Origin of the sequence: Crenobacter intestini (assembly GCF_004919095.1) — a bacterium.
In the GTDB taxonomy this organism is placed as follows: domain Bacteria; phylum Pseudomonadota; class Gammaproteobacteria; order Burkholderiales; family Chromobacteriaceae; genus Craterilacuibacter; species Craterilacuibacter intestini.
This window is the reverse complement of the sequence record NZ_STGJ01000002.1, coordinates 18,117-36,246: the sequence shown is the minus strand read 5'-3', so window position 1 is coordinate 36,246 and position 18,130 is coordinate 18,117. Positions and strand designations below refer to the sequence as shown.

16 protein-coding genes are annotated in these 18,130 nt (G+C 68.6%); 12 read left to right on the top strand and 4 right to left on the bottom strand.

The window, feature by feature from the left end; translation table 11 throughout:
- The first annotated feature begins 94 nt into the window (after positions 1–94).
- The 7 genes from rsmA to E5K04_RS02630 all read left to right on the top strand — a co-directional run bounded on the left by rsmA (position 95) and on the right by E5K04_RS02630 (position 6,135).
- Positions 95–865: a 16S rRNA (adenine(1518)-N(6)/adenine(1519)-N(6))-dimethyltransferase RsmA gene (rsmA, locus tag E5K04_RS02660; RefSeq protein WP_136551368.1), complete on the top strand. Its 771-nt coding sequence runs from the start codon at positions 95–97 to the stop codon at positions 863–865.
- A gap of 179 nt (positions 866–1,044) precedes the next feature.
- On the top strand, positions 1,045–1,773 hold the full coding sequence (locus E5K04_RS02655) for an amino acid ABC transporter ATP-binding protein (protein WP_136551367.1): 729 nt from the start codon (positions 1,045–1,047) through the stop codon (positions 1,771–1,773).
- A gap of 87 nt (positions 1,774–1,860) precedes the next feature.
- Complete coding sequence (locus tag E5K04_RS02650; protein WP_136551366.1) at positions 1,861–2,766, top strand: glutamate/aspartate ABC transporter substrate-binding protein; 906 nt, start codon at positions 1,861–1,863, stop codon at positions 2,764–2,766.
- A gap of 262 nt (positions 2,767–3,028) precedes the next feature.
- Positions 3,029–3,931: a glutamate/aspartate ABC transporter substrate-binding protein gene (locus E5K04_RS02645; RefSeq protein ID WP_136551365.1), complete on the top strand. Its 903-nt coding sequence runs from the start codon at positions 3,029–3,031 to the stop codon at positions 3,929–3,931.
- A gap of 58 nt (positions 3,932–3,989) precedes the next feature.
- Positions 3,990–4,736 (top strand): amino acid ABC transporter permease, encoded by a 747-nt coding sequence (locus E5K04_RS02640; protein ID WP_136551364.1) that lies wholly within the window; start codon positions 3,990–3,992, stop codon positions 4,734–4,736.
- Complete coding sequence (locus E5K04_RS02635; RefSeq protein WP_205700281.1) at positions 4,736–5,401, top strand: amino acid ABC transporter permease; 666 nt, start codon at positions 4,736–4,738, stop codon at positions 5,399–5,401. The genes E5K04_RS02640 and E5K04_RS02635 overlap by 1 nt, the downstream gene beginning before the upstream one ends.
- 5 nt (positions 5,402–5,406) lie before the next feature.
- Entirely contained in the window at positions 5,407–6,135 is a 729-nt protein-coding gene (locus E5K04_RS02630; RefSeq protein ID WP_136551596.1) for an amino acid ABC transporter ATP-binding protein, read from the top strand.
- 46 nt (positions 6,136–6,181) lie between these two features.
- Here E5K04_RS02630 and pgi read toward each other — a convergent pair whose 3' ends face one another.
- Together pgi and zwf are read right to left on the bottom strand one after the other, a co-directional pair.
- A complete protein-coding gene (gene pgi, locus E5K04_RS02625) occupies positions 6,182–7,837 on the bottom strand; it encodes a glucose-6-phosphate isomerase (RefSeq protein WP_136551362.1) in 1,656 nt (551 codons plus the stop codon).
- 1 nt (position 7,838) lies between these two features.
- Complete coding sequence (gene zwf / locus E5K04_RS02620; RefSeq protein ID WP_136551595.1) at positions 7,839–9,299, bottom strand: glucose-6-phosphate dehydrogenase; 1,461 nt, start codon at positions 9,297–9,299, stop codon at positions 7,839–7,841.
- A 136-nt stretch (positions 9,300–9,435) separates the two neighbouring features.
- Between zwf and edd the strand changes: the two genes are divergently transcribed.
- The 4 genes from edd (at position 9,436) to E5K04_RS02600 (ending at position 15,421) form a co-directional block, all read left to right on the top strand.
- The gene (edd, locus tag E5K04_RS02615; protein ID WP_136551361.1) at positions 9,436–11,265 is read left to right on the top strand and encodes a phosphogluconate dehydratase; all 1,830 of its coding nucleotides are present in this window, start codon (positions 9,436–9,438) and stop codon (positions 11,263–11,265) included.
- A 19-nt stretch (positions 11,266–11,284) separates the two neighbouring features.
- Complete coding sequence (gene eda / locus E5K04_RS02610) at positions 11,285–11,914, top strand: bifunctional 4-hydroxy-2-oxoglutarate aldolase/2-dehydro-3-deoxy-phosphogluconate aldolase (RefSeq protein WP_136551360.1); 630 nt, start codon at positions 11,285–11,287, stop codon at positions 11,912–11,914.
- A gap of 128 nt (positions 11,915–12,042) precedes the next feature.
- A complete protein-coding gene (locus E5K04_RS02605) occupies positions 12,043–13,704 on the top strand; it encodes an AMP-binding protein (protein WP_136551359.1) in 1,662 nt (553 codons plus the stop codon).
- 28 nt (positions 13,705–13,732) lie between these two features.
- The gene (locus E5K04_RS02600; protein WP_136551358.1) at positions 13,733–15,421 is read left to right on the top strand and encodes an AMP-binding protein; all 1,689 of its coding nucleotides are present in this window, start codon (positions 13,733–13,735) and stop codon (positions 15,419–15,421) included.
- A gap of 8 nt (positions 15,422–15,429) precedes the next feature.
- Here the strand turns inward: E5K04_RS02600 and E5K04_RS02595 are convergent, their stop codons facing one another.
- On the bottom strand, positions 15,430–16,020 hold the full coding sequence (locus E5K04_RS02595; protein WP_136551357.1) for a LysE family translocator: 591 nt from the start codon (positions 16,018–16,020) through the stop codon (positions 15,430–15,432).
- A gap of 150 nt (positions 16,021–16,170) precedes the next feature.
- Here E5K04_RS02595 and E5K04_RS02590 point away from each other — a divergent pair, with 150 nt between their 5' ends.
- Positions 16,171–17,607, top strand: a complete 1,437-nt coding sequence (locus E5K04_RS02590; RefSeq protein ID WP_136551356.1) for an aminotransferase-like domain-containing protein — start codon at positions 16,171–16,173, stop codon at positions 17,605–17,607.
- Here the strand turns inward: E5K04_RS02590 and thpR are convergent.
- Positions 17,561–18,124, bottom strand: coding sequence for an RNA 2',3'-cyclic phosphodiesterase (gene thpR, locus E5K04_RS02585; RefSeq protein ID WP_136551355.1), 564 nt, complete (start codon positions 18,122–18,124; stop codon positions 17,561–17,563). The genes E5K04_RS02590 and thpR overlap by 47 nt on opposite strands.
- Positions 18,125–18,130: the final 6 nt, after the last annotated feature.

Below are 18,130 nucleotides of genomic sequence, written 5' to 3'. Positions count from 1 at the left end.
TTGCAGCAATTTTTGCCTGCTTTTCGGCAGCAAGGGTTGGCATCCTGCTTGTCGGGCAGTTTACAATCGACAATCGTAAGCACCGTACGACAACATGAGCCAACACATCCCACGCAAGCGCTTCGGTCAGAACTTCCTGCAGGACACGAAGGTGATCGAGGACATCGTCGACGCGATCCGGCCGCTACCGGGCGAGACCATCGTCGAAATCGGCCCGGGCCTCGGCGCCTTGACGCGCCCGCTCTTCGAGCGCGCAGGCCACCTGCACGTGGTCGAGATCGACCGCGACATCATCTCGCGGCTGAAGTCGACGTTCGCGCCGGGTCAGTTGACGATCCACGAGGGCGACGCGCTGGCGTACGACTTCTCGGAACTGGGCGAGCGCTTCAAGGTGGCCGGCAACCTGCCGTACAACATCTCGACGCCGCTGCTGTTCCACCTGGCGACGTACGCCGAGCGGGTGGTCGACATGCACTTCATGCTGCAGAAGGAAGTGGTCGAACGGATGGTCGCCGAACCGGGCACTGCCGACTATGGCCGTCTGAGCGTGATGCTGCAGTACCGCTTCGAGATGGAGCAGGTGCTCGCGGTGCCGCCCGGCGCGTTCTGGCCGCCGCCGAAGGTCGACTCGGCCGTGGTGCGCATGATCCCGGCGCCGGGCCGTTGCGGCATCGCCCGCGACGAGGCGCTGTTCGCGGACGTGGTGCTCAAGGCGTTCGCGCAGCGGCGCAAGACGCTGCGCAACAACCTCAAGGGCGTGCTGGACGACGCGGGCTTCGCCCTGCTCGGCATCGACCCGGGCCTTCGGGCCGAAAACCTGACGGTGGCCGAGTACGTCGCCATCGCCAACCACCTGGCCAGCTGACGCCAGGGCGCTTGCGCCAAAGGTCAGCACAAGATCAAGACCGCGATGACGCGGCGGATAACGAGAGAACGAACAAAGAGCGGCCCGCGGCGTGCGGGCAGGGGGGGCGGCCGTGCGACGGCTGCGCGCCGCTGCCTGCCGGGGCCGGAGAAACAACTGCCTAGCAGGGGAAGCGCGGCATGATCAGGCTCACCAACGTCCACAAGTGGTTCAAGGACCTGCACGTTCTCAACGGGGTCAACCTCAACGTCCACCAGGGCGAAGTCGTCGTCGTGTGCGGCCCGTCCGGGTCGGGCAAGTCGACGCTGATCCGCACCATCAACCAGCTGGAAACCATCAGCGAAGGCGAGATCTGGGTCGACGGCAAGAACGTCACCGATCCCAAGACCGACCTCAACGCGCTGCGCGCCGAAGTCGGCTTCGTGTTCCAGCACTTCAACCTCTACCCCCACCTTTCGGTCCTCGACAACATCACGCTGTCGCCGATCCGCGTCAAGAAGATGGACAAGGCCGCCGCCGAACAGCGGGCGGTCGAGCTGCTCGACCGCGTCGGGCTCGCCCACAAGAAGGACGCATTCCCGGCCCAGCTCTCCGGCGGCCAGCAGCAGCGCGTCGCCATCGCGCGCGGGCTCGCCATGCAGCCCAAGGTGATGCTGTTCGACGAGCCGACCTCGGCGCTCGACCCGGAAATGATCGGCGAAGTGCTGCAGGTGATGCGCGACCTTGCCAAGTCCGGCATGACCATGATGTGCGTGACCCACGAGATGGGCTTCGCGCGCGAGGTCGCCGACTACGTGGTCTTCGTCGACCACGGCCAGATCGTCGAGCAGGCGAAACCGGAAGAATTCTTCAGCAACCCGCAGCACGAACGCGCCAAGCAGTTCCTGCGCCAGCTGCGCTCGCACTAAATACAACAAAACCCAGACCGGACGCCTAGCGAGCGGGGGCTCGACGTGCGTCCACCTTTGCAAACCCGAAGACAGGAGAAACCCACCATGCGTCTTGCCGTACGTGCCCTGAACCTGGCCGTCGCCGCGTCCTTTGTCGCCGCACCCGCCGTCGCCGCCGAACTGACCGGTACCCTGAAGAAGATCAAGGACTCGGGCGTGGTCGTGCTCGGCCACCGCGACAGCTCGATCCCCTTCTCCTACCTCGCCGGCGGCACCACGCCGATGGGTTACTCGCACGACCTGCAGATGAAGGTCGTCGAGAAGCTGAAGAAGGACCTGAACATGCCGAACCTGCAGGTCCGCTACAACCTGGTGACCTCGCAGACCCGCATCCCGCTGGTGCAGAACGGCACCGTCGACCTCGAGTGCGGCTCGACCACCAACAACCCGGAACGCCAGCGCCAGGTCGACTTCTCGGTCGGCATCTTCGAGATCGGCACCCGCCTCTTGACCGCCAAGACCTCGGGCGTGAAGGACTTCGCCGACCTCAAGGGCAAGAACGTGGTGACCACCGCCGGCACCACCAGCGAACGCCTGCTCAAGGCGATGAACGCGTCCAAGAGCCTGGGCATGAACATCATCTCCGCCAAGGACCACGGCGAGTCTTTCCTGATGCTCGAATCCGGCCGCGCCGCCGCGTTCATGATGGACGACGCGCTCTTGTTCGGTGAAATGGCCAAGGCCAAGAACCCGGGCAACTGGGTGGTGGTCGGCACCCCGCAATCGTACGAGGTGTACGGCTGCATGATGCGCAAGGGGGATACCGCGTTCAAGAAGACCGTCGACGACGCGATCAAGACGACCTACGCGTCCGGCGAGATCAACAAGATCTACGACAAGTGGTTCATGAAGCCGGTTCCGCCGAAGAACCTGAACCTGGGCTTCCCGATGTCCGGCGCGGTCAAGGGCCTGATCAAGCGCCCGACCGACAAGGCGGCCGACCAACTGTAAGCCACCCGGAAATGGGGATCACGGGCCGCGCCGGTGCGCGGCCCTGTTCAGGGAATTTGAGCCAGATCAAAGGCCATGTGCCCGGATTTGTCGGAAACTAGGCAAACGTGATGACGCTTTAGTATTTACTAATATTTTAGCCGGATACACTGCGCATCGCCGTAGACAAAGTCCTGCCGGCAGGCACCGCACAGAACGGTACCGCCACGCAGGCAGGCCATACCGGCCGTTTCCATCCATCCAGATCTGGAGAAATAGAGTCATGACCCGCTTCACCCGCTTGCTGCCCGCAGCCATCGCCTGCGCCCTCGTCGCCGGCCATGCCGTCGCCGCCGAACCGACCGGAACCCTGAAGAAGATCAAGGATTCCGGCGTGATCGTGCTCGGCCACCGCGACTCCGCGATCCCATTCGCCTACCTGGCGGGCGGCCGCGAGCCGGTCGGCTACTCGATCGACCTCGCGCAGAACATCGTCGCCGCGGTCAAGAAAGAGCTGAACATGCCGAACCTGCAGGTGCGCTACAACATGGTCACCGGCCAGACGCGCATCCCGCTGCTGCAGAACGGCACGATCGACATCGAGTGCGGCGCGACGACCAACAACGTCGAGCGCCAGCGCCAGGTCGACTTCTCGGTCGGCATCTTCGAGATCGGCACCCGCCTGATGGTGAAGAAGGATTCCGGCATCAAGGACTTCGCCGACCTCAAGGGCAAGAACGTGGTCGTGTCCGCCGGCACCACCGGCGAGCGCCTGATGCGCGCGATGAACGCCCGCGACAAGCTGGGCATGAACATCGTCGCCGCCAAGGACAACGGCGAGTCGTTCCTGATGCTCGAGTCCGGCCGTGCCGTTGCGTTCATGACCGACGACGCCATGCTGTACGGCGAACGCGCCAAGGCGCGCAAGCCGACGGACTGGGTGGTGGTCGGCAAGCCGCAGTCGGCCGAGGTGTACGGCTGCATGGTGCGCAAGGGTGACGCGCCGTTCAAACAGGTGGTCGACCAGGCGATCGTCGCGACCTACAAGTCGGGCCAGATCAACAAGATCTACGACAAGTGGTTCATGAAGCCGATCGCCCCGAAGAACCTCAACCTCAATTTCCCGATGTCGCCGGAGGTCAAGGCGCTGATCGCCAAGCCTACCGACAAGCCGGCGGCAAGCTGAACCCCATCGCCAGGCTAACGAAGGGGGCGCCTCGCCCCCTTTCTTTGATGGAGCAAACATGAATTACAACTGGGACTGGAATATTTTCTTCAAGTCCACCGGGATCGGCGACGAGATCTACCTCGACTGGTTCATCAGCGGTCTGGGCTGGACCATCGCGCTGGCGCTGGCGGCGTGGGCGATCGCCCTCGTCATCGGCGGCCTGCTCGGCGTGATGCGCACGCTTCCCAACAAGTGGCTGTCGGGCTTCGCGACCGCGTACGTCGAGCTGTTCCGCAACGTGCCGCTGCTCGTCCAGCTGTTCATCTGGTACTTCGTGGTCCCCGACTACCTGCCGGAACAGACGCAGATCTGGTTCAAGCAGGAACTGAACCCGATGGTGTCCGCGTACATCTCGGTCACCCTCTGCCTGGGCCTCTTCACCGCCGCGCGCGTGTGCGAACAGGTGCGGACCGGCATCCAGGCGCTGCCCAAGGGCCAGGCCAACGCCGCGATGGCGGTCGGCTTCACGCTGCCGCAGGTGTACCGCCACGTGCTGCTGCCGCAGGCGTTCCGCGTGGTGATCCCGCCGCTCACCTCCGAGTTCCTCAACGTGTTCAAGAACTCGTCGGTCGCCTCGCTGATCGGACTGATGGAACTGCTGGCGCAGGCCAAGCAGACCGCCGAATTCTCGGCGAACATCTTCGAGGCGTTCACGCTGGCGACGCTGATCTATTTCACGCTCAACATGAGCATCATGAAGTTCATGGGCTGGGTCGAGAAGCGCGTGCGCATCCCCGGCCTGATGGTCGAGGGAGGTAAGTGATGGACTTTTCGCAGATCGTTCCTGCCCTGCCCGACCTGTGGGAGGGCATGAAGCTCACCCTCGAGCTGCTGGTGATGGCCGTGGTCGGCGGCATCGCACTGGGTACCGTGCTCGCGCTGTTGCGCCTGTCGAGCAACCCGCTGCTGTCCGGCTTCGCCAAGGGCTACGTCAACATCTTCCGCTCGGTCCCGCTGCTGCTCGTCATCATCTGGTTCTACCTGGCGGTGCCGATGCTGCTGAACTGGATCACCGGCGACTTCGTGCCGGTCGGCGCGTTTGCCTCGTGCCTGGTCGCGTTCATGATGTTCGAGGCCGCGTACTACTGCGAAATCGTGCGGGCCGGCATCCAGTCGATCTCGCGCGGCCAGGCCAACGCCGCGTACGCGCTGGGGATGACCTACGGCCAGGCGATGCGCCTGGTGATCCTGCCGCAGGCGTTCCGCAAGATGATGCCGCTGCTGTTGCAGCAGTCGATCATCCTGTTCCAGGATACCTCGCTGGTTTACGCGGTCGGCCTGATGGACTTCCTGAGCAGCGCCCGTTCGCGCGGCGACATCCTCGGCCTGCCGCATGAATTCCTGCTGTTCGCGGGCGCGGTCTATTTCATGGTGAGTTTCTTCGCTTCGCAGATGGTGAAGCGTTTGCAGAAAAGGTTGGCAGTATGAGCGAGATGATTTCCATCCAGAACGTCAGCAAGTGGTACGGCGAGTTCCAGGTGCTGACCGATTGCACCACCAGCGTCGCCAAGGGTGAGGTGGTGGTGGTGTGCGGCCCGTCCGGTTCGGGCAAGTCGACGCTGATCAAGTGCGTGAACGCGCTCGAGCCCTTCCAGAAGGGCGAGATCATCGTCAACGGCACCTCGGTCGGCAACCCGAAGACCAACCTGCCCAAGCTGCGCAGCCAGGTCGGCATGGTGTTCCAGCACTTCGAGCTGTTCCCGCACCTGACCATCACCGAGAACCTGGCGATCGCCCAGGTCAAGGTGCTCGGCCGCAGCCGCGACGAAGCCGAAGCCAAGGGCCTCGCGCTGCTCGAACGCGTCGGCCTGAAGGCGCACGCGCACAAGCATCCGGGCCAGCTCTCCGGCGGCCAGCAGCAGCGCGTCGCCATCGCCCGCGCGCTGGCGATGGACCCGATCTGCATGCTGTTTGACGAACCGACCTCGGCGCTCGACCCGGAAATGATCAACGAAGTGCTCGACGTGATGACCGAGCTCGCGCAGGAAGGCATGACCATGATGTGCGTGACCCACGAGATGGGCTTCGCCCGCCGCGTGGCCGACCGCGTGATCTTCATGGACCGCGGCCACATCGTCGAGGACTGCCACAAGGACGCGTTCTTCGGCAGCCCGCGCTCCGAACGCGCGCAGCAGTTCCTCTCCAAGATCCTGCAGCACTGAGCGGCGGGTAGCGGAACGGCAAAGCGGGGCGAAAGCCCCGCTTTTTTCATGCGCCGGATCCACCCCTCACCCGGCGGATCAGCCGGATCAGCCTGGCGGTCGAGCTGTCGTGCCCGCCCGGCGGCGCCTCGCCACGCAACTCGGCAAGGATGCCGCGCGCGAGCTGCTTGCCCAGCTCGACCCCCCACTGGTCGAAGCTGTTCACCCCCCACACCACGCCCTGCACGAAGATCTTGTGCTCGTAGAGGGCGACGAGGCTGCCCAGGTTGTGCGGCGTCAGCGCGTCGAGCAACAACAGGTTGGACGGCCGGTTGCCGCCGAACACCTTGTGCGGCAGCAGCGCGGCTACCCGCGCCTCGTCCAGGCCCTGCGCCGTGAGTTCCATGCGCGCCTCGGCCTCGGTCTTGCCGCGCATGAACGCCTCGGCCTGCGCGAGCAGGTTGGCCAGCAGGATGTCGTGGTGGCCGGCGAGGCCCGAGCGGGTGCGCAGCGACGCGATCAGGTCGATCGGCGAGATGTGCGTGCCCTGGTGCAGGAGCTGGAAGAACGCGTGCTGGCCGTTGATGCCGGTCTCGCCCCAGATGATGGGCGCGGTCTCGACGCCGACCGGCGCGCCGTCGGCGGTCACGCTCTTGCCGTTGCTCTCCATGTCGAGTTGCTGGATGAACGCCGGGAAGCGTTCGAGCAGCTGGTCGTAGGGCGCGATCACGTGGCTGCCGCCGCCGTAGCAGTTGATGTACCAGACCCCCAGCATGGCGAGGATCACCGGCATGTTGGCATCAAGCGGCGCGTGCCGGAAATGCTCGTCCATGCGGTGCGCGCCCTCGAGCAGGGCCGCGAAGTGCGCCTCGCCCAGGTACAGCATGATGGGCAGACCGATCGCCGACCACAGCGAGAAGCGGCCGCCGACCCAGTCCCAGAACTCGAACATGTGGTCCGGGTCGATGCCGAAAGCGGCGACCGCCTGCCGGTTGGTCGACACCGCGACGAAGTGGCGGGCGACGGCGGCGGGCTCGCCGCTGCGCGCGACGAACCACTCGCGTGCGGTCAGCGCGTTGGTCAGCGTCTCCTGCGTGGTGAAGGTCTTCGATTCGACGACGAACAGCGTGCTTTGCGGGTGCACGCGGTCCAGCGTCTGCCTCAGCTGCTCGCCATCGACGTTGGAGACGAAGTGCATGCGCAGGCGCGGGTGGCCGAACGGCGCGAGCGCCTTGCACACCATCTGCGGGCCGAGGTCCGACCCGCCGATGCCGATATTGACGATGTCGGTGACCGGCTGCCCGGTATAGCCCAGCCAGTCGCCGCAGCGCACCGCGTGCGCGAAGCGCGCCATCCTGTCCAGCACCGCGTTGACGGCCGGCATCACGTCGACGCCGCCTTGCAGCACCGGCGTGTTCGCGCGGTTCCTCAGCGCGACGTGCAGCGCGGCGCGGTCCTCGGTGCGGTTGATCCGCTCGCCCGCGAACATCGCGGCGATGCGCGCCGGCACGCCGGCCTCGGCCGCCAGCGCGAACAGGCACCGCAGCGTCTCGTCGTCGACGCGGTTCTTCGAGTAGTCGAGCAACAGCCCGCCGACCGACAGCGAATAGCGTTCGGCACGCGACGGGTCCTCTTCGAACAATTGGCGCATCTGCCGGTCGCGTACCGCGTCAAAGTGCGCGTGCAGCGCGTGCCAGGCGGGCAGGGTCGTCAGGTGCGCCATCTCAGCACTCCTCCGGCCAGCTGAGGCCATCGCGCGCGATGAGCGTGCTCGCCGCCGCCGGCCCCCAGCTGCCGGCCATGTACGGGCGCGGGCCGGACGCGTCGGCCGCCCACGCCGCAAGCAGGGGCTCGACCCAGCGCCAGGCGGCGGCCTGCTCGTCGCGCCTCATGAAGAGCGCGAGGCGGCCGCGGATCACGTCGAGCAGCAGGCGCTCGTACGCGTCGACCCGCCGCCCGCGGAAGGTCTCGTGAAAATCGAGGTTGAGCGACACCGGCTGCAGGTCCATGCCGTCGCCCGGCGTCTTCGCGCGGAACCACAGGCGGATGCTCTCCTCCGGCTGCAGCTCGATCACCAGCCGGTTGGCGTTGCGGCACATCGGCGGCACGTCGAACAGCTTGTGCGGCACGTCGCGGAAGGTGATCACGATCTCGGCCTTGCGCTCGGCAAGCCGCTTGCCGGTGCGCAGGTAGAACGGCACGCCGGCCCAGCGCCAGTTGCCGATCGACGTCTTCAGCGCGACGTAGGTCTCGGTGCGGCTGTCGGCGGAGACGCCCTCCTCCGCTCGGTAGCCTTCGACCGCGGCCCCGCCGCTGGCGCCCGCCTGGTACTGGCCGCGCACCGCATCGCGCGCGACCGACGCCGCGTCGAACGGCGCGAGCGCCTTCACGACCTTGAGCTTCTCGTCGCGCACCGCGTCGGCGTCGAGCGAGGCCGGCGGCTCCATCGCGACGATGCACAACAGCTGCAGCAGGTGGTTCTGCACCATGTCCCGAAGCGCGCCGGTGCGCTCGTAGAATTCGCCGCGCCCGGCGACGCCGATCTCCTCGGCCAGCGTGACCTGCACGCTCTCGACCCACTCGCGCCGCCACAGGGGCTCGAACAGGGTGTTGCCGAAGCGCAGCGCGAGCAGGTTCTGCACCGACTCCTTGCCGAGGTAATGGTCGATCCGGTACAGCTGGTCCTCGGCAAAGTGCCGCGACATCGCGTCGTTGATCGCGTCGGCCGACGCGAGGTCGTGCCCCAGCGGCTTCTCCAGCACCAGCCGGGTGCGCGTATCGGCAAGGCCGGCCGCCGCCAGGTGCTCGCACACCGGCACGAACAGGCTGGGCGCGGTGGCGAGGTACACCACGCGCACCCGGCCGGCGTCGTCGCCGGACAGCCGTTCGGCCAGCGCGGCAAAGTCGGCCGCGCGCGTCGCGTCGACCTGCAGGTAGTCGATGCGCGCACAAAACGCCGCCCAGCGCGCGTCGTCGGCGCCCTCGCAGTGCGCGCGCGCGTCGCGCGCGGCGAGCGCGAGGTAGTCGTCGCGCGACAAGGCCTGGCGGCCGAGCGCGAACACGCGGCCCTGCGGGTGTAAGAGGCCTGCGGCGTGCGCGCCGAACAGCGCCGGCAACAGCTTGCGCATCACCAGGTCGCCGGTACCGCCGAACAGCAGCATGTCGAAAGCGGGGGTCGGGTTCATCATGCGGACTCCGTAAGACTTGCGCTTCATCTTAACACCGGCATCGCCGCGCCGCCGGATACGCGAGCGGACACTACCCTTGCTGGAAAGCGCCACCGCATCTAGCATGACCGGGTATCCCGCACGTCTACCGACCATGTCCCTGCACCCCGTCGTCAGCGCCGTCACCGCGCGCATCGCCCAGCGTAGCGCGCCGACGCGCGCGCGCTACCTCGAACAGGTCCGCGCGGCGGCCGAGCGCGGCCGCGTCGCACGCGCCGAGCTCGCCTGCACCAACCTCGCGCACGGCTTCGCCGCCAGCGAGCCCGTGTCCAAGCTGCGCCTGAAGCTGTTGGAGGCGCCCAACCTCGCGATCGTCTCGGCGTACAACGATATGCTGTCCGCCCACCAGCCGCTCGCCAGCTACCCGAAATGGATCAAGGAGGCGGCGCAGGCCGCCGGCGCCAGCGCGCAGTTCGCCGGCGGCGTGCCGGCGATGTGCGACGGCGTGACCCAGGGCCGGCCTGGCATGGAGCTGTCGCTGTTCTCGCGCGACGTGATCGCGCAGGCGAGCGCCGTCGCGCTGTCGCACGCGATGTTCGACGCCGCGCTCTACCTTGGCGTGTGCGACAAGATCGTGCCGGGCCTGTTGATGGGCGCGCTCGCCTTCGGCCATCTGCCCGCGGTGTTCGTGCCGGCCGGGCCGATGCCGTCGGGCCTGTCCAACGACGAAAAGGCCGAGGTGCGCAAGCTCTACGCGCAGGGCCTGGTCGGCCGCGACGTGCTGCTCGAATCCGAGGCGCAGAGCTACCACGCGCCGGGCACCTGCACCTTCTACGGTACCGCCAACTCCAACCAGCTGATGATGGAGGCGATGGGCCTGCACCTGCCCGGCGCCGCCTTCGTGCCGCCGGGCACGCCGCTGCGCGAGGCGCTGACCCGCGAGGCGGCGCGCGTGGCGGTCGAGATCTCGGCGCAGGGGCCGCGCTTCACGCCGGTCGGCGAGCTGGTCGACGAACGCGCGATCGTCAACGCGGTGGTCGTGCTGCTCGCCAGCGGCGGCTCGACCAACCACACGCTGCACCTGCCGGCGATCGCCCGCATGGCCGGCATCGCGCTCGACTGGGACGACTTCGCCGAACTGTCCGCCGTCGTCCCCTCGCTGATGCGCGTCTACCCGAACGGCAAGGCCGACGTGAACCACTTCCACGCCGCCGGCGGCTGCGGCTTCCTGCTGCGCGAGCTCATGGACGCCGGCCTGCTCCACCCCGACGTCGTGACCGTCTCCGGCCATGGCCTCGCGCGCCAGTGCCGCTCGCCCGCGCTCGACGCAGACGGCCGCCTTGTCTGGGACGACGCGATTCCCGCCAGCGCCGACAGCGCGGTGCTGCGCTGCGCGGCGTCGCCGTTCGCCGCCGACGGCGGCCTCAGGGTCGTCACCGGCCGGCTTGGCCGTGCGGTGGTCAAGGTGTCGGCGGTGCCGCCCGAACGGCGCCGCGTCACGGCGCCGGCGCGGGTGTTCGACTCGCAGGACGCGCTGCTCGCGGCGTTCAAGGGGGGCGCGCTCACCGGCGACATGGTCGCCGTGGTGCGTGGCCAGGGGCCGCGCGCCAACGGCATGCCCGAGCTGCACCAGCTGACGCCGACTTTGTCGGTGCTGCAGGACAGGGGCCACGCGGTCGCGCTGGTCAGCGACGGGCGGATGTCGGGCGCGTCGGGCAAGGTGCTCGCCGCGATCCACGTCTGCCCGGAAGCCGCCGACGGCGGCGCGCTCTCGCGGGTGCGCGACGGCGACCTGATTACCGTCGACGCCGACGCCGGCGTGCTCGACGTCGACGTCGCGCCCGACGAGTGGGCGGCACGCGCCCCCGCGCCGGTTGCGCCGAGCGACTTCGGCTGCGGCCGTGAACTGTTCGCCGGCGCGCGGCAGAACGCCGAGCGCGCCGATCTGGGCGCGCTGTCCTTCCCGCACCCGCTTTGGAATTAAGACTGTTGGAGCTTTGCTAATGGACGAACTGACCCTGCTCAGACAAGGCCCGGTGGTACCGGTGATCGAACTGGACGACGCCGCGCTGGCGGTTGACCTCGCGCACGCGCTGATGGCCGGCGGCGTGCGCGTGCTCGAGGTCACGCTGCGCACCAAGGCCGCGCTGGCGGCGATCCGCCTGATCCGCGAACAGGTCGCCGGCGTGATCGTCGGCGCGGGCACGCTGCGCAACCGCGCGCAGGTCGAGGCCGCCGCCGACGCCGGCGCGATGTTCGGCGTCAGCCCCGGGCTGACGCCCGAGATCGCCGCCGCCGTGCGCGCCACCGAACTGCCGTTCATCCCCGGCGTCGCCACCCCGTCCGAGGCGATGCACGCGCAGGACGAAGGCTTCCTGATCCAGAAGCTGTTCCCGGCCGAGGCGGTCGGCGGCACCCGCCTCTTGCGCGCGCTGGCAGGCCCCTTGCCGGCGCTGCGCTTCTGCCCGACCGGCGGCATCCACGCCGGCAACGCGCCGGACTACCTCTCGCTGCCCAACGTGCTGGCGGTCGGCGGCTCGTGGCTGACCCCGCGCGACGCGATCGCCGCGCGCGACTGGCCGCGCATCACGGAACTGGCCAACGCGACGCGCGCGCTGGCGATCTTCAAATAGCGGCAAGGTGTTGTAGCCCCGTCACACGAAAGCTCATACGGCTAATAGTGCTTTACTTGTTATTTGTTGTGCATAGAATCTTCGGCAGAGCCCTGCAGGGCCGGAAAAAACACGAGGAGCACAACAAGATGACGAGCAGTGTGCACGAGACGGCCCCCGCGGCCGAGATCGGCCGTTTCCCCTCGCTCGGCGCGATGTTCGCCGACAGCGTCCGCCTTTACCCGCAGCGCGATGCCTTCTGCAATATGGGGGCCGCGCTCAGCTACCGCGAACTCGACCGCCAGTCCGCGGCGTTCGCTGCCTACCTGACCGGCACCTTGCAGCTCAGGCGCGGCGACCGCGTCGCGCTGATGATGCCCAACCTGCTGCAGTATCCGGTCGCGCTGTACGGCGTGCTGCGCGCGGGCCTCGTCGTCGTCAACGTCAACCCGCTGTACACCGCGCGCGAACTCGAGCACCAGCTGAAGGACTCGGGCGCGCGCGCCATCGTCATCGTCGAGAATTTCGCGGCGACGCTGGACGAGGTGCGCGCGCGCACCCCGCTCGAACATGTGGTCGTCACCGCGGTCGGCGACCTGCTGGGCACGCTCAAGGGCGCGCTGGTCAACCTGGTGCTGCGCCACGTGAAGAAGATGGTGCCGCCGTGGTCGCTGCCCGGCGCCGTGCGCTTCAACGACGCGCTCGCGCAGGGTTTTGCCAGGCGCTGGCAGGACCCGGCGGTGAGCCTTGGCGAGATCGCCTTCCTGCAGTACACCGGCGGCACCACCGGCCTGTCCAAGGGCGCGGTGCTCACCCACGGCAACGTGCTCGCCAATATCGAGCAGACGCTGGCGCTGGTGCGCCCGGTGTTCGGCGAAAACGACCAGGTGGTGATGGCGACGCCGCTGCCGCTCTACCACATCCTCGCGCTGACCATCAATTGCCTGCTGGTCAACCGTGCCGGCGGCACCTCGGTGCTGATGAGCAACCCGCGCGACCTGCCGGCGGTGATCAAGGACCTCGGCCGCTACCCGATCAGCTGCATGACCGGCGTCAACACGCTGTTCAACGCGCTCTCCGACCACCCCGACTTCATCCGCCTCGACTTCTCGCGCTGGCGGCTGACGGTGGGCGGCGGCGCGGCGATCCAGCAGGCGGTCGCCGAGAAGTGGCGCAAGGTGACCGGCTTGCCGCTGATCGAAGGTTACGGGCTGACCGAGACCTCGCCGCTGGTCAGCGCGAGCCCGGTCACGCTGGACCGCTACACCGGCACCATCGGCCTGCCGGTCGCCGCGACCGAGATCTCGCTGCGCGACGACGCCGGCCGCATCGTCGCCGACGGCGAGCCGGGCGAATTGTGCGTGCGCGGCCCGCAGGTGATGCAGGGCTACTGGCAGCGCCCCGACGAGACGGCCAAGGTGTTCCACGCCGACGGCTTCCTCGCCACCGGCGACATCGCGCTGCGCACTGCGGAAGGCTTCTACAAGCTGGTCGACCGCAAGAAGGACATGATCATCGTCTCCGGCTTCAACGTGTACCCGAACGAGATCGAGGACGTGATCGCGCTGCACCCCGGCGTGGTCGAATCCGCCTGCGTCGGCGTGCCCGACGCGCGCACCGGCGAAGCGGTCAAGGTGTTCGTCGTGCGCCGCGACCCGAAACTCGACGAGGCCGCGCTGCTCGCGCACTGCCGCGACCGCCTGACCGCGTACAAGGTGCCGCGCCAGGTCGAGTTCCGCGACGCGCTGCCCAAGTCCAACGTCGGCAAGATCCTGCGCCGAGACCTCAGAAACGAAGCGCGCGCGGCCTGATCCGCCAAGCCGCCAGGGAGAACAGATCATGCAAGAGACCCAGCACAACAGCCGCGCCCGCGCCCTGCGCCCGCTCGAACACGCCTCGCTCGGCGCGATGATGACCGACGCCGCCCGCCGCCACCCCGAGCGCGCCGCCTTCGTCAACATGGGCGTCAAGCTCAGCTACCGCGAGCTCGACCGCCAGTCCGCCGCGTTCGCCGCCTACCTGACCGGCGCGCTGCGCATGAAGAAGGGCGACCGCATCGCGCTGATGATGCCCAACCTGCTGCAATACCCGGTCGCGCTGTACGGCGCGCTGCGCGCGGGGCTGATCGTCGTCAACATCAACCCGCTCTACACGCCGCGCGAGCTCGAGCACCAGCTGCAGGACTCCGGCGCGTCGACCATCGTCATCCTCGAGAACTTCGTCGGCGTGCTGCAGGAAGTGCTCGGCAACGTCCCGGTGCAGAACGTGCTGGTCACCTCGGTCGGCGACCTGTTGGGGCTGGTCAAGGGCACGCTGGTCAACGCGGTGCTGCGCCACTTCAAGAAGCTGGTGCCGCCGTGGTGGCTGCCCGGCTCGATCACGCTGAAGGCCGCGCTGAAGGAAGGCGGTGCGCTGCCGTGGCGCGACCCGGCGCTGCGCCTGGAAGACATCGCGCTGCTGCAGTACACCGGCGGCACCACCGGCCTGTCCAAGGGCGCGGTGCTCACCCACGGCAACGTGCTGTCCAACCTCGAGCAGACCCATATGACCATCGAGCCGGTGCTCGAGGACATCGACCCGGTGGTGATGGCCTCGCCGCTGCCGCTCTACCACATCCTCGCGCTGACGATGAGCTGCCTGCTGATCACCCGCATGGGCGGCACCGCGCTCTTGATCACCAACCCGCGCGACCTGCCCACGCTGATCAAGGACCTCGCGCGCACCCCGGTCAACTGCATGATCGGCGTCAACACGCTGTTCAACGCGCTGGCCAACAACCCCGACTTCGCCAAGCTCGACTTCTCGCGCTGGCGGCTGACCGTCGGCGGCGGCACCGCGATCCTGCAGGCGGTCGCCGAAAAGTGGCTGCAGGTGACCGGTCTGCCGCTGATCGAAGGCTACGGGCTGACCGAGACCTCGCCGCTGGTCTGCGTGAACCCGATCGACAGCCACGCGTATACCGGCACCATCGGCCTGCCGGTGCCGGGCACCGAAGTCGAACTGCGCGGGCCGGACGGCTTGCCGGTCGCCGACGGCGAGCCGGGCGAGCTGTGCGTGCGCGGCCCGCAGGTGATGAAGTGCTACTGGAAGCGTCCGCAGGAGACGGCCCGCGTCGTGCAGGCCGACGGTTTCCTCGCCACCGGCGACATCGCGTACCGCACGCCGGAGGGCTACTTCAAGCTGGTCGACCGCAAGAAGGACATGATCATCGTCTCCGGCTTCAACGTGTTCCCCAGCGAGATCGAGGACGTGGTCGCGCTGCACCCGGACGTGCTCGAGGTCGCCTGTGTCGGCGTCCCCGACCCGCGCACCGGCGAAGCGGTCAAGCTGTTCGTGGTCCGCCGCGACGGCGCGCTCGACGCCGACGCGCTGCTCGCTTACTGCCGCGGGAAACTCACCGCGTACAAGGTGCCGCGCGAGATCGAGTTCCGCGAGGACCTGCCGCGCTCGAACGTCGGCAAGATCCTGCGCCGCGAGCTGCGCGGCGAAACGGCCCGCTCCCAGGAAGACGACGCGGTCGCCGCCTAAGCAGCCGTTCAGCCGGCCGCATCGGCGAGCAACCACAACGCGGTGAGGGCGAGCAGCAACGCCATCGCCGCGTTGAAGCGGCGCAGGCGGCGCGCGTCCTGCAAGGCCGTGCGCAGGCGGTCGCCGAACAGCGCCCACACCGCGATGCACGGCAGGTTCACCGCGGCGGCCAGCAAAGCCATCGCCAGCGTCCCCGCCCCGTCACCCGGCGCGAACACCAGCGCCGCGTTGACCGTCATCAGCCAGGCCTTCGGGTTCACCCACTGGAACAGCACGGCGCCGACAAAACCCAGCGGCCGACCCGCCTCGCGCGCACCCGGCGCCGCCGAACGCCACAGCTGCCACGACAGCCACATCAGATAAGCGCAGCCGGCGAAGGCCAGCGGCAGCCGCCACTGTTCGAGCCCGCGCGTCAGCCACGCCCAGCCAGCGACGGTCAGCACCAGCTGCAGCGCGCAGCCCGCGCTGATGCCCAGCATGTGCGGCAACGTGCCCCGGAAACCGTGGTTCACGCCGGAGGTGGCCAGCATCAGGTTGTTGGGGCCGGGGGTGACCGACATCACCCCCATATAGGTGGCAAAGGCCAGCGCGTCGAACATGATCGTCTCCCGATCGATGAAAGTCAGGCCTCCATGCTAGGGCGGGCGCCCGGATGGTGACAGATGCAGAAATAACGATTTGCATGGGTGACAGATGCGATATTCTGACAACTGTCACCTTCCATCCGCCCCTCGACTGCACCTATCGCCATGCATCCCCTGCCCCGCTACCAGCAACTGGCCGCCCAACTGGCCGCCGCCATCGAAGGCGGCACCCTCGGCGCCGGCAGCCGCCTGCCGTCGGTGCGCGCCTGTGCCGGCCGCCACGCGCTGAGCCTCAACACGGTGACCGCCGCCTACCGCCTGCTCGAAGACCAGGGGCTGGTCGAAGCGCGGCCGCAATCCGGCTATTACGTGAGAAGCGCGCTGGCCGCGCCGCCCGGGCCGCTGAACGCCCGGCCGGCCTTGCGGGACGCACCGCCGGCCACGCAGCAGACGCTGGTCGACGGCGTCCTCGCCGCGCAAGGACGAGACGACCACCTCGACCTCGCGCTGGCCTGCCCGCACGGCGCGCCGTTCTACCCGGTCGAGCGGCTGGCGCGGCTGACCGGTACGCTGCTGCGCCAGGCGCCCGGCCTGATCGGCCGCTACGCGCTGCCACCGGGCTCGCCGCGGCTGCGCGCGCAGATCGCCCGCCGCGCGCTTGACCTCGGCATGCGGCTGTCGCCGGACGACATTGTGCTCACCCACGGCACCATGGAAGCGCTGCAGCTCGCGCTCAGGGCAGTCACCCGGCCGGGCGACACCGTCGGCGTCGAGTCGCCGACCTACTTCAACCTCTACCCGCTGCTGGAGAGCCTGGGGCTGAAGGTGCTCGAGCTGCCGACCGACCCGCAGCAGGGGCTGTCGCTCGACGCGCTGGAGATGCTGCTCTCGGAGGGGCGCCTCGCGGCGCTGGTGGCGATGCCGACCGTGCACAACCCGCTGGGCTGCACCATGCCGCTGCCGGCCAAGCAGCGGCTGGCGCGGCTGGTCAACCAATACCGGGTGCCACTGATCGAGGACGCGCTGTACGCCGAGCTGCAGTTCGCCGATGTGCCCTCGCCGGCGGTCAAGGCCTTCGACGAAGCGGGCTGGGTGATGGTGTGCGCGAGCTACAGCAAGACGCTGGCGCCGGACTACCGGGTCGGCTACCTGGAGGCGGGGCGCTTCGGCGACGCGGTGCGCCGGCTGAAATTCGCCAGCAGCATCGCCGAGCCAATGCTACTCGGTGAGGTGGTCGGGGAGTTCCTGGAGAATGGCGGCTACGACCGCCACCTGCGCGCGCTGCGCAGGCTGTACGCGCAGCAGGTCGATACCGTGCGCGGGCTCGTCGCCCGCCACTTCCCGGCAGGCACCACGGCGACGCGGCCCTCCGGCGGCTTCCTGCTCTGGCTGCAGCTGCCGCCTTCGGTCGACACCGCGCGGCTCGCCGAGGCCGCGCTCGCCGAACGCATCGTGGTGATGCCGGGCACGCTCTATTCGGCCGGCAGCCGCTACCGGCACTGCCTCCGGCTGACCTGCTGCCGCGCGCTCGACGAGCGTTTTGTCGCGGCGCTGGTCAGGCTGGGGGCGTTGGCGCAGGCGCAGGCAGCGGCCAGCGCCTGAGTTCCTGGTAGATCGGCCCCGAGCGGGTCAGCCGCGACACCACCAGCGACAGGTGGTCGACGGCGAACAGCGCAGGCGCGTCCGGATGCGGCACGCCGGCCTCGTCCGCTTGCGCCTTGCGCAGCAGGGTCAGATGGGGCTTGAACGCGCGCGCCTCGTGCGGCAGGCCGGCGTCGGCGAGCGCACCGTTGAGTGCACGCGCCAGACGCGCGAGCCTGCCCGGCACCCGCGCCGGCAGCGCGCAGCCGATGCCGTTCGGCCAGACCGCGAGCCGGGAGAGCCTGAGCTGGCAGGCCTCGGCCCCGGCCGCCACCCGCTCGCCGACCGCGTATACGTCGGATAGGCGCGCCGGGTCGACCTCGCCGACGAAGGCCAGCGTCAGGTGCAACTGGCGCGGCGGCACCTGGCGGCCGCGGCAGGCGTCGTGCAGGCGCTCGACCTGCTGGTCGAGCCAGTGCCGGCAGGCGTCGTCGGGCCAGGCGGCGAAGAACAGGCGGTAGGCGGGGGCGGCTGACATGCGCCG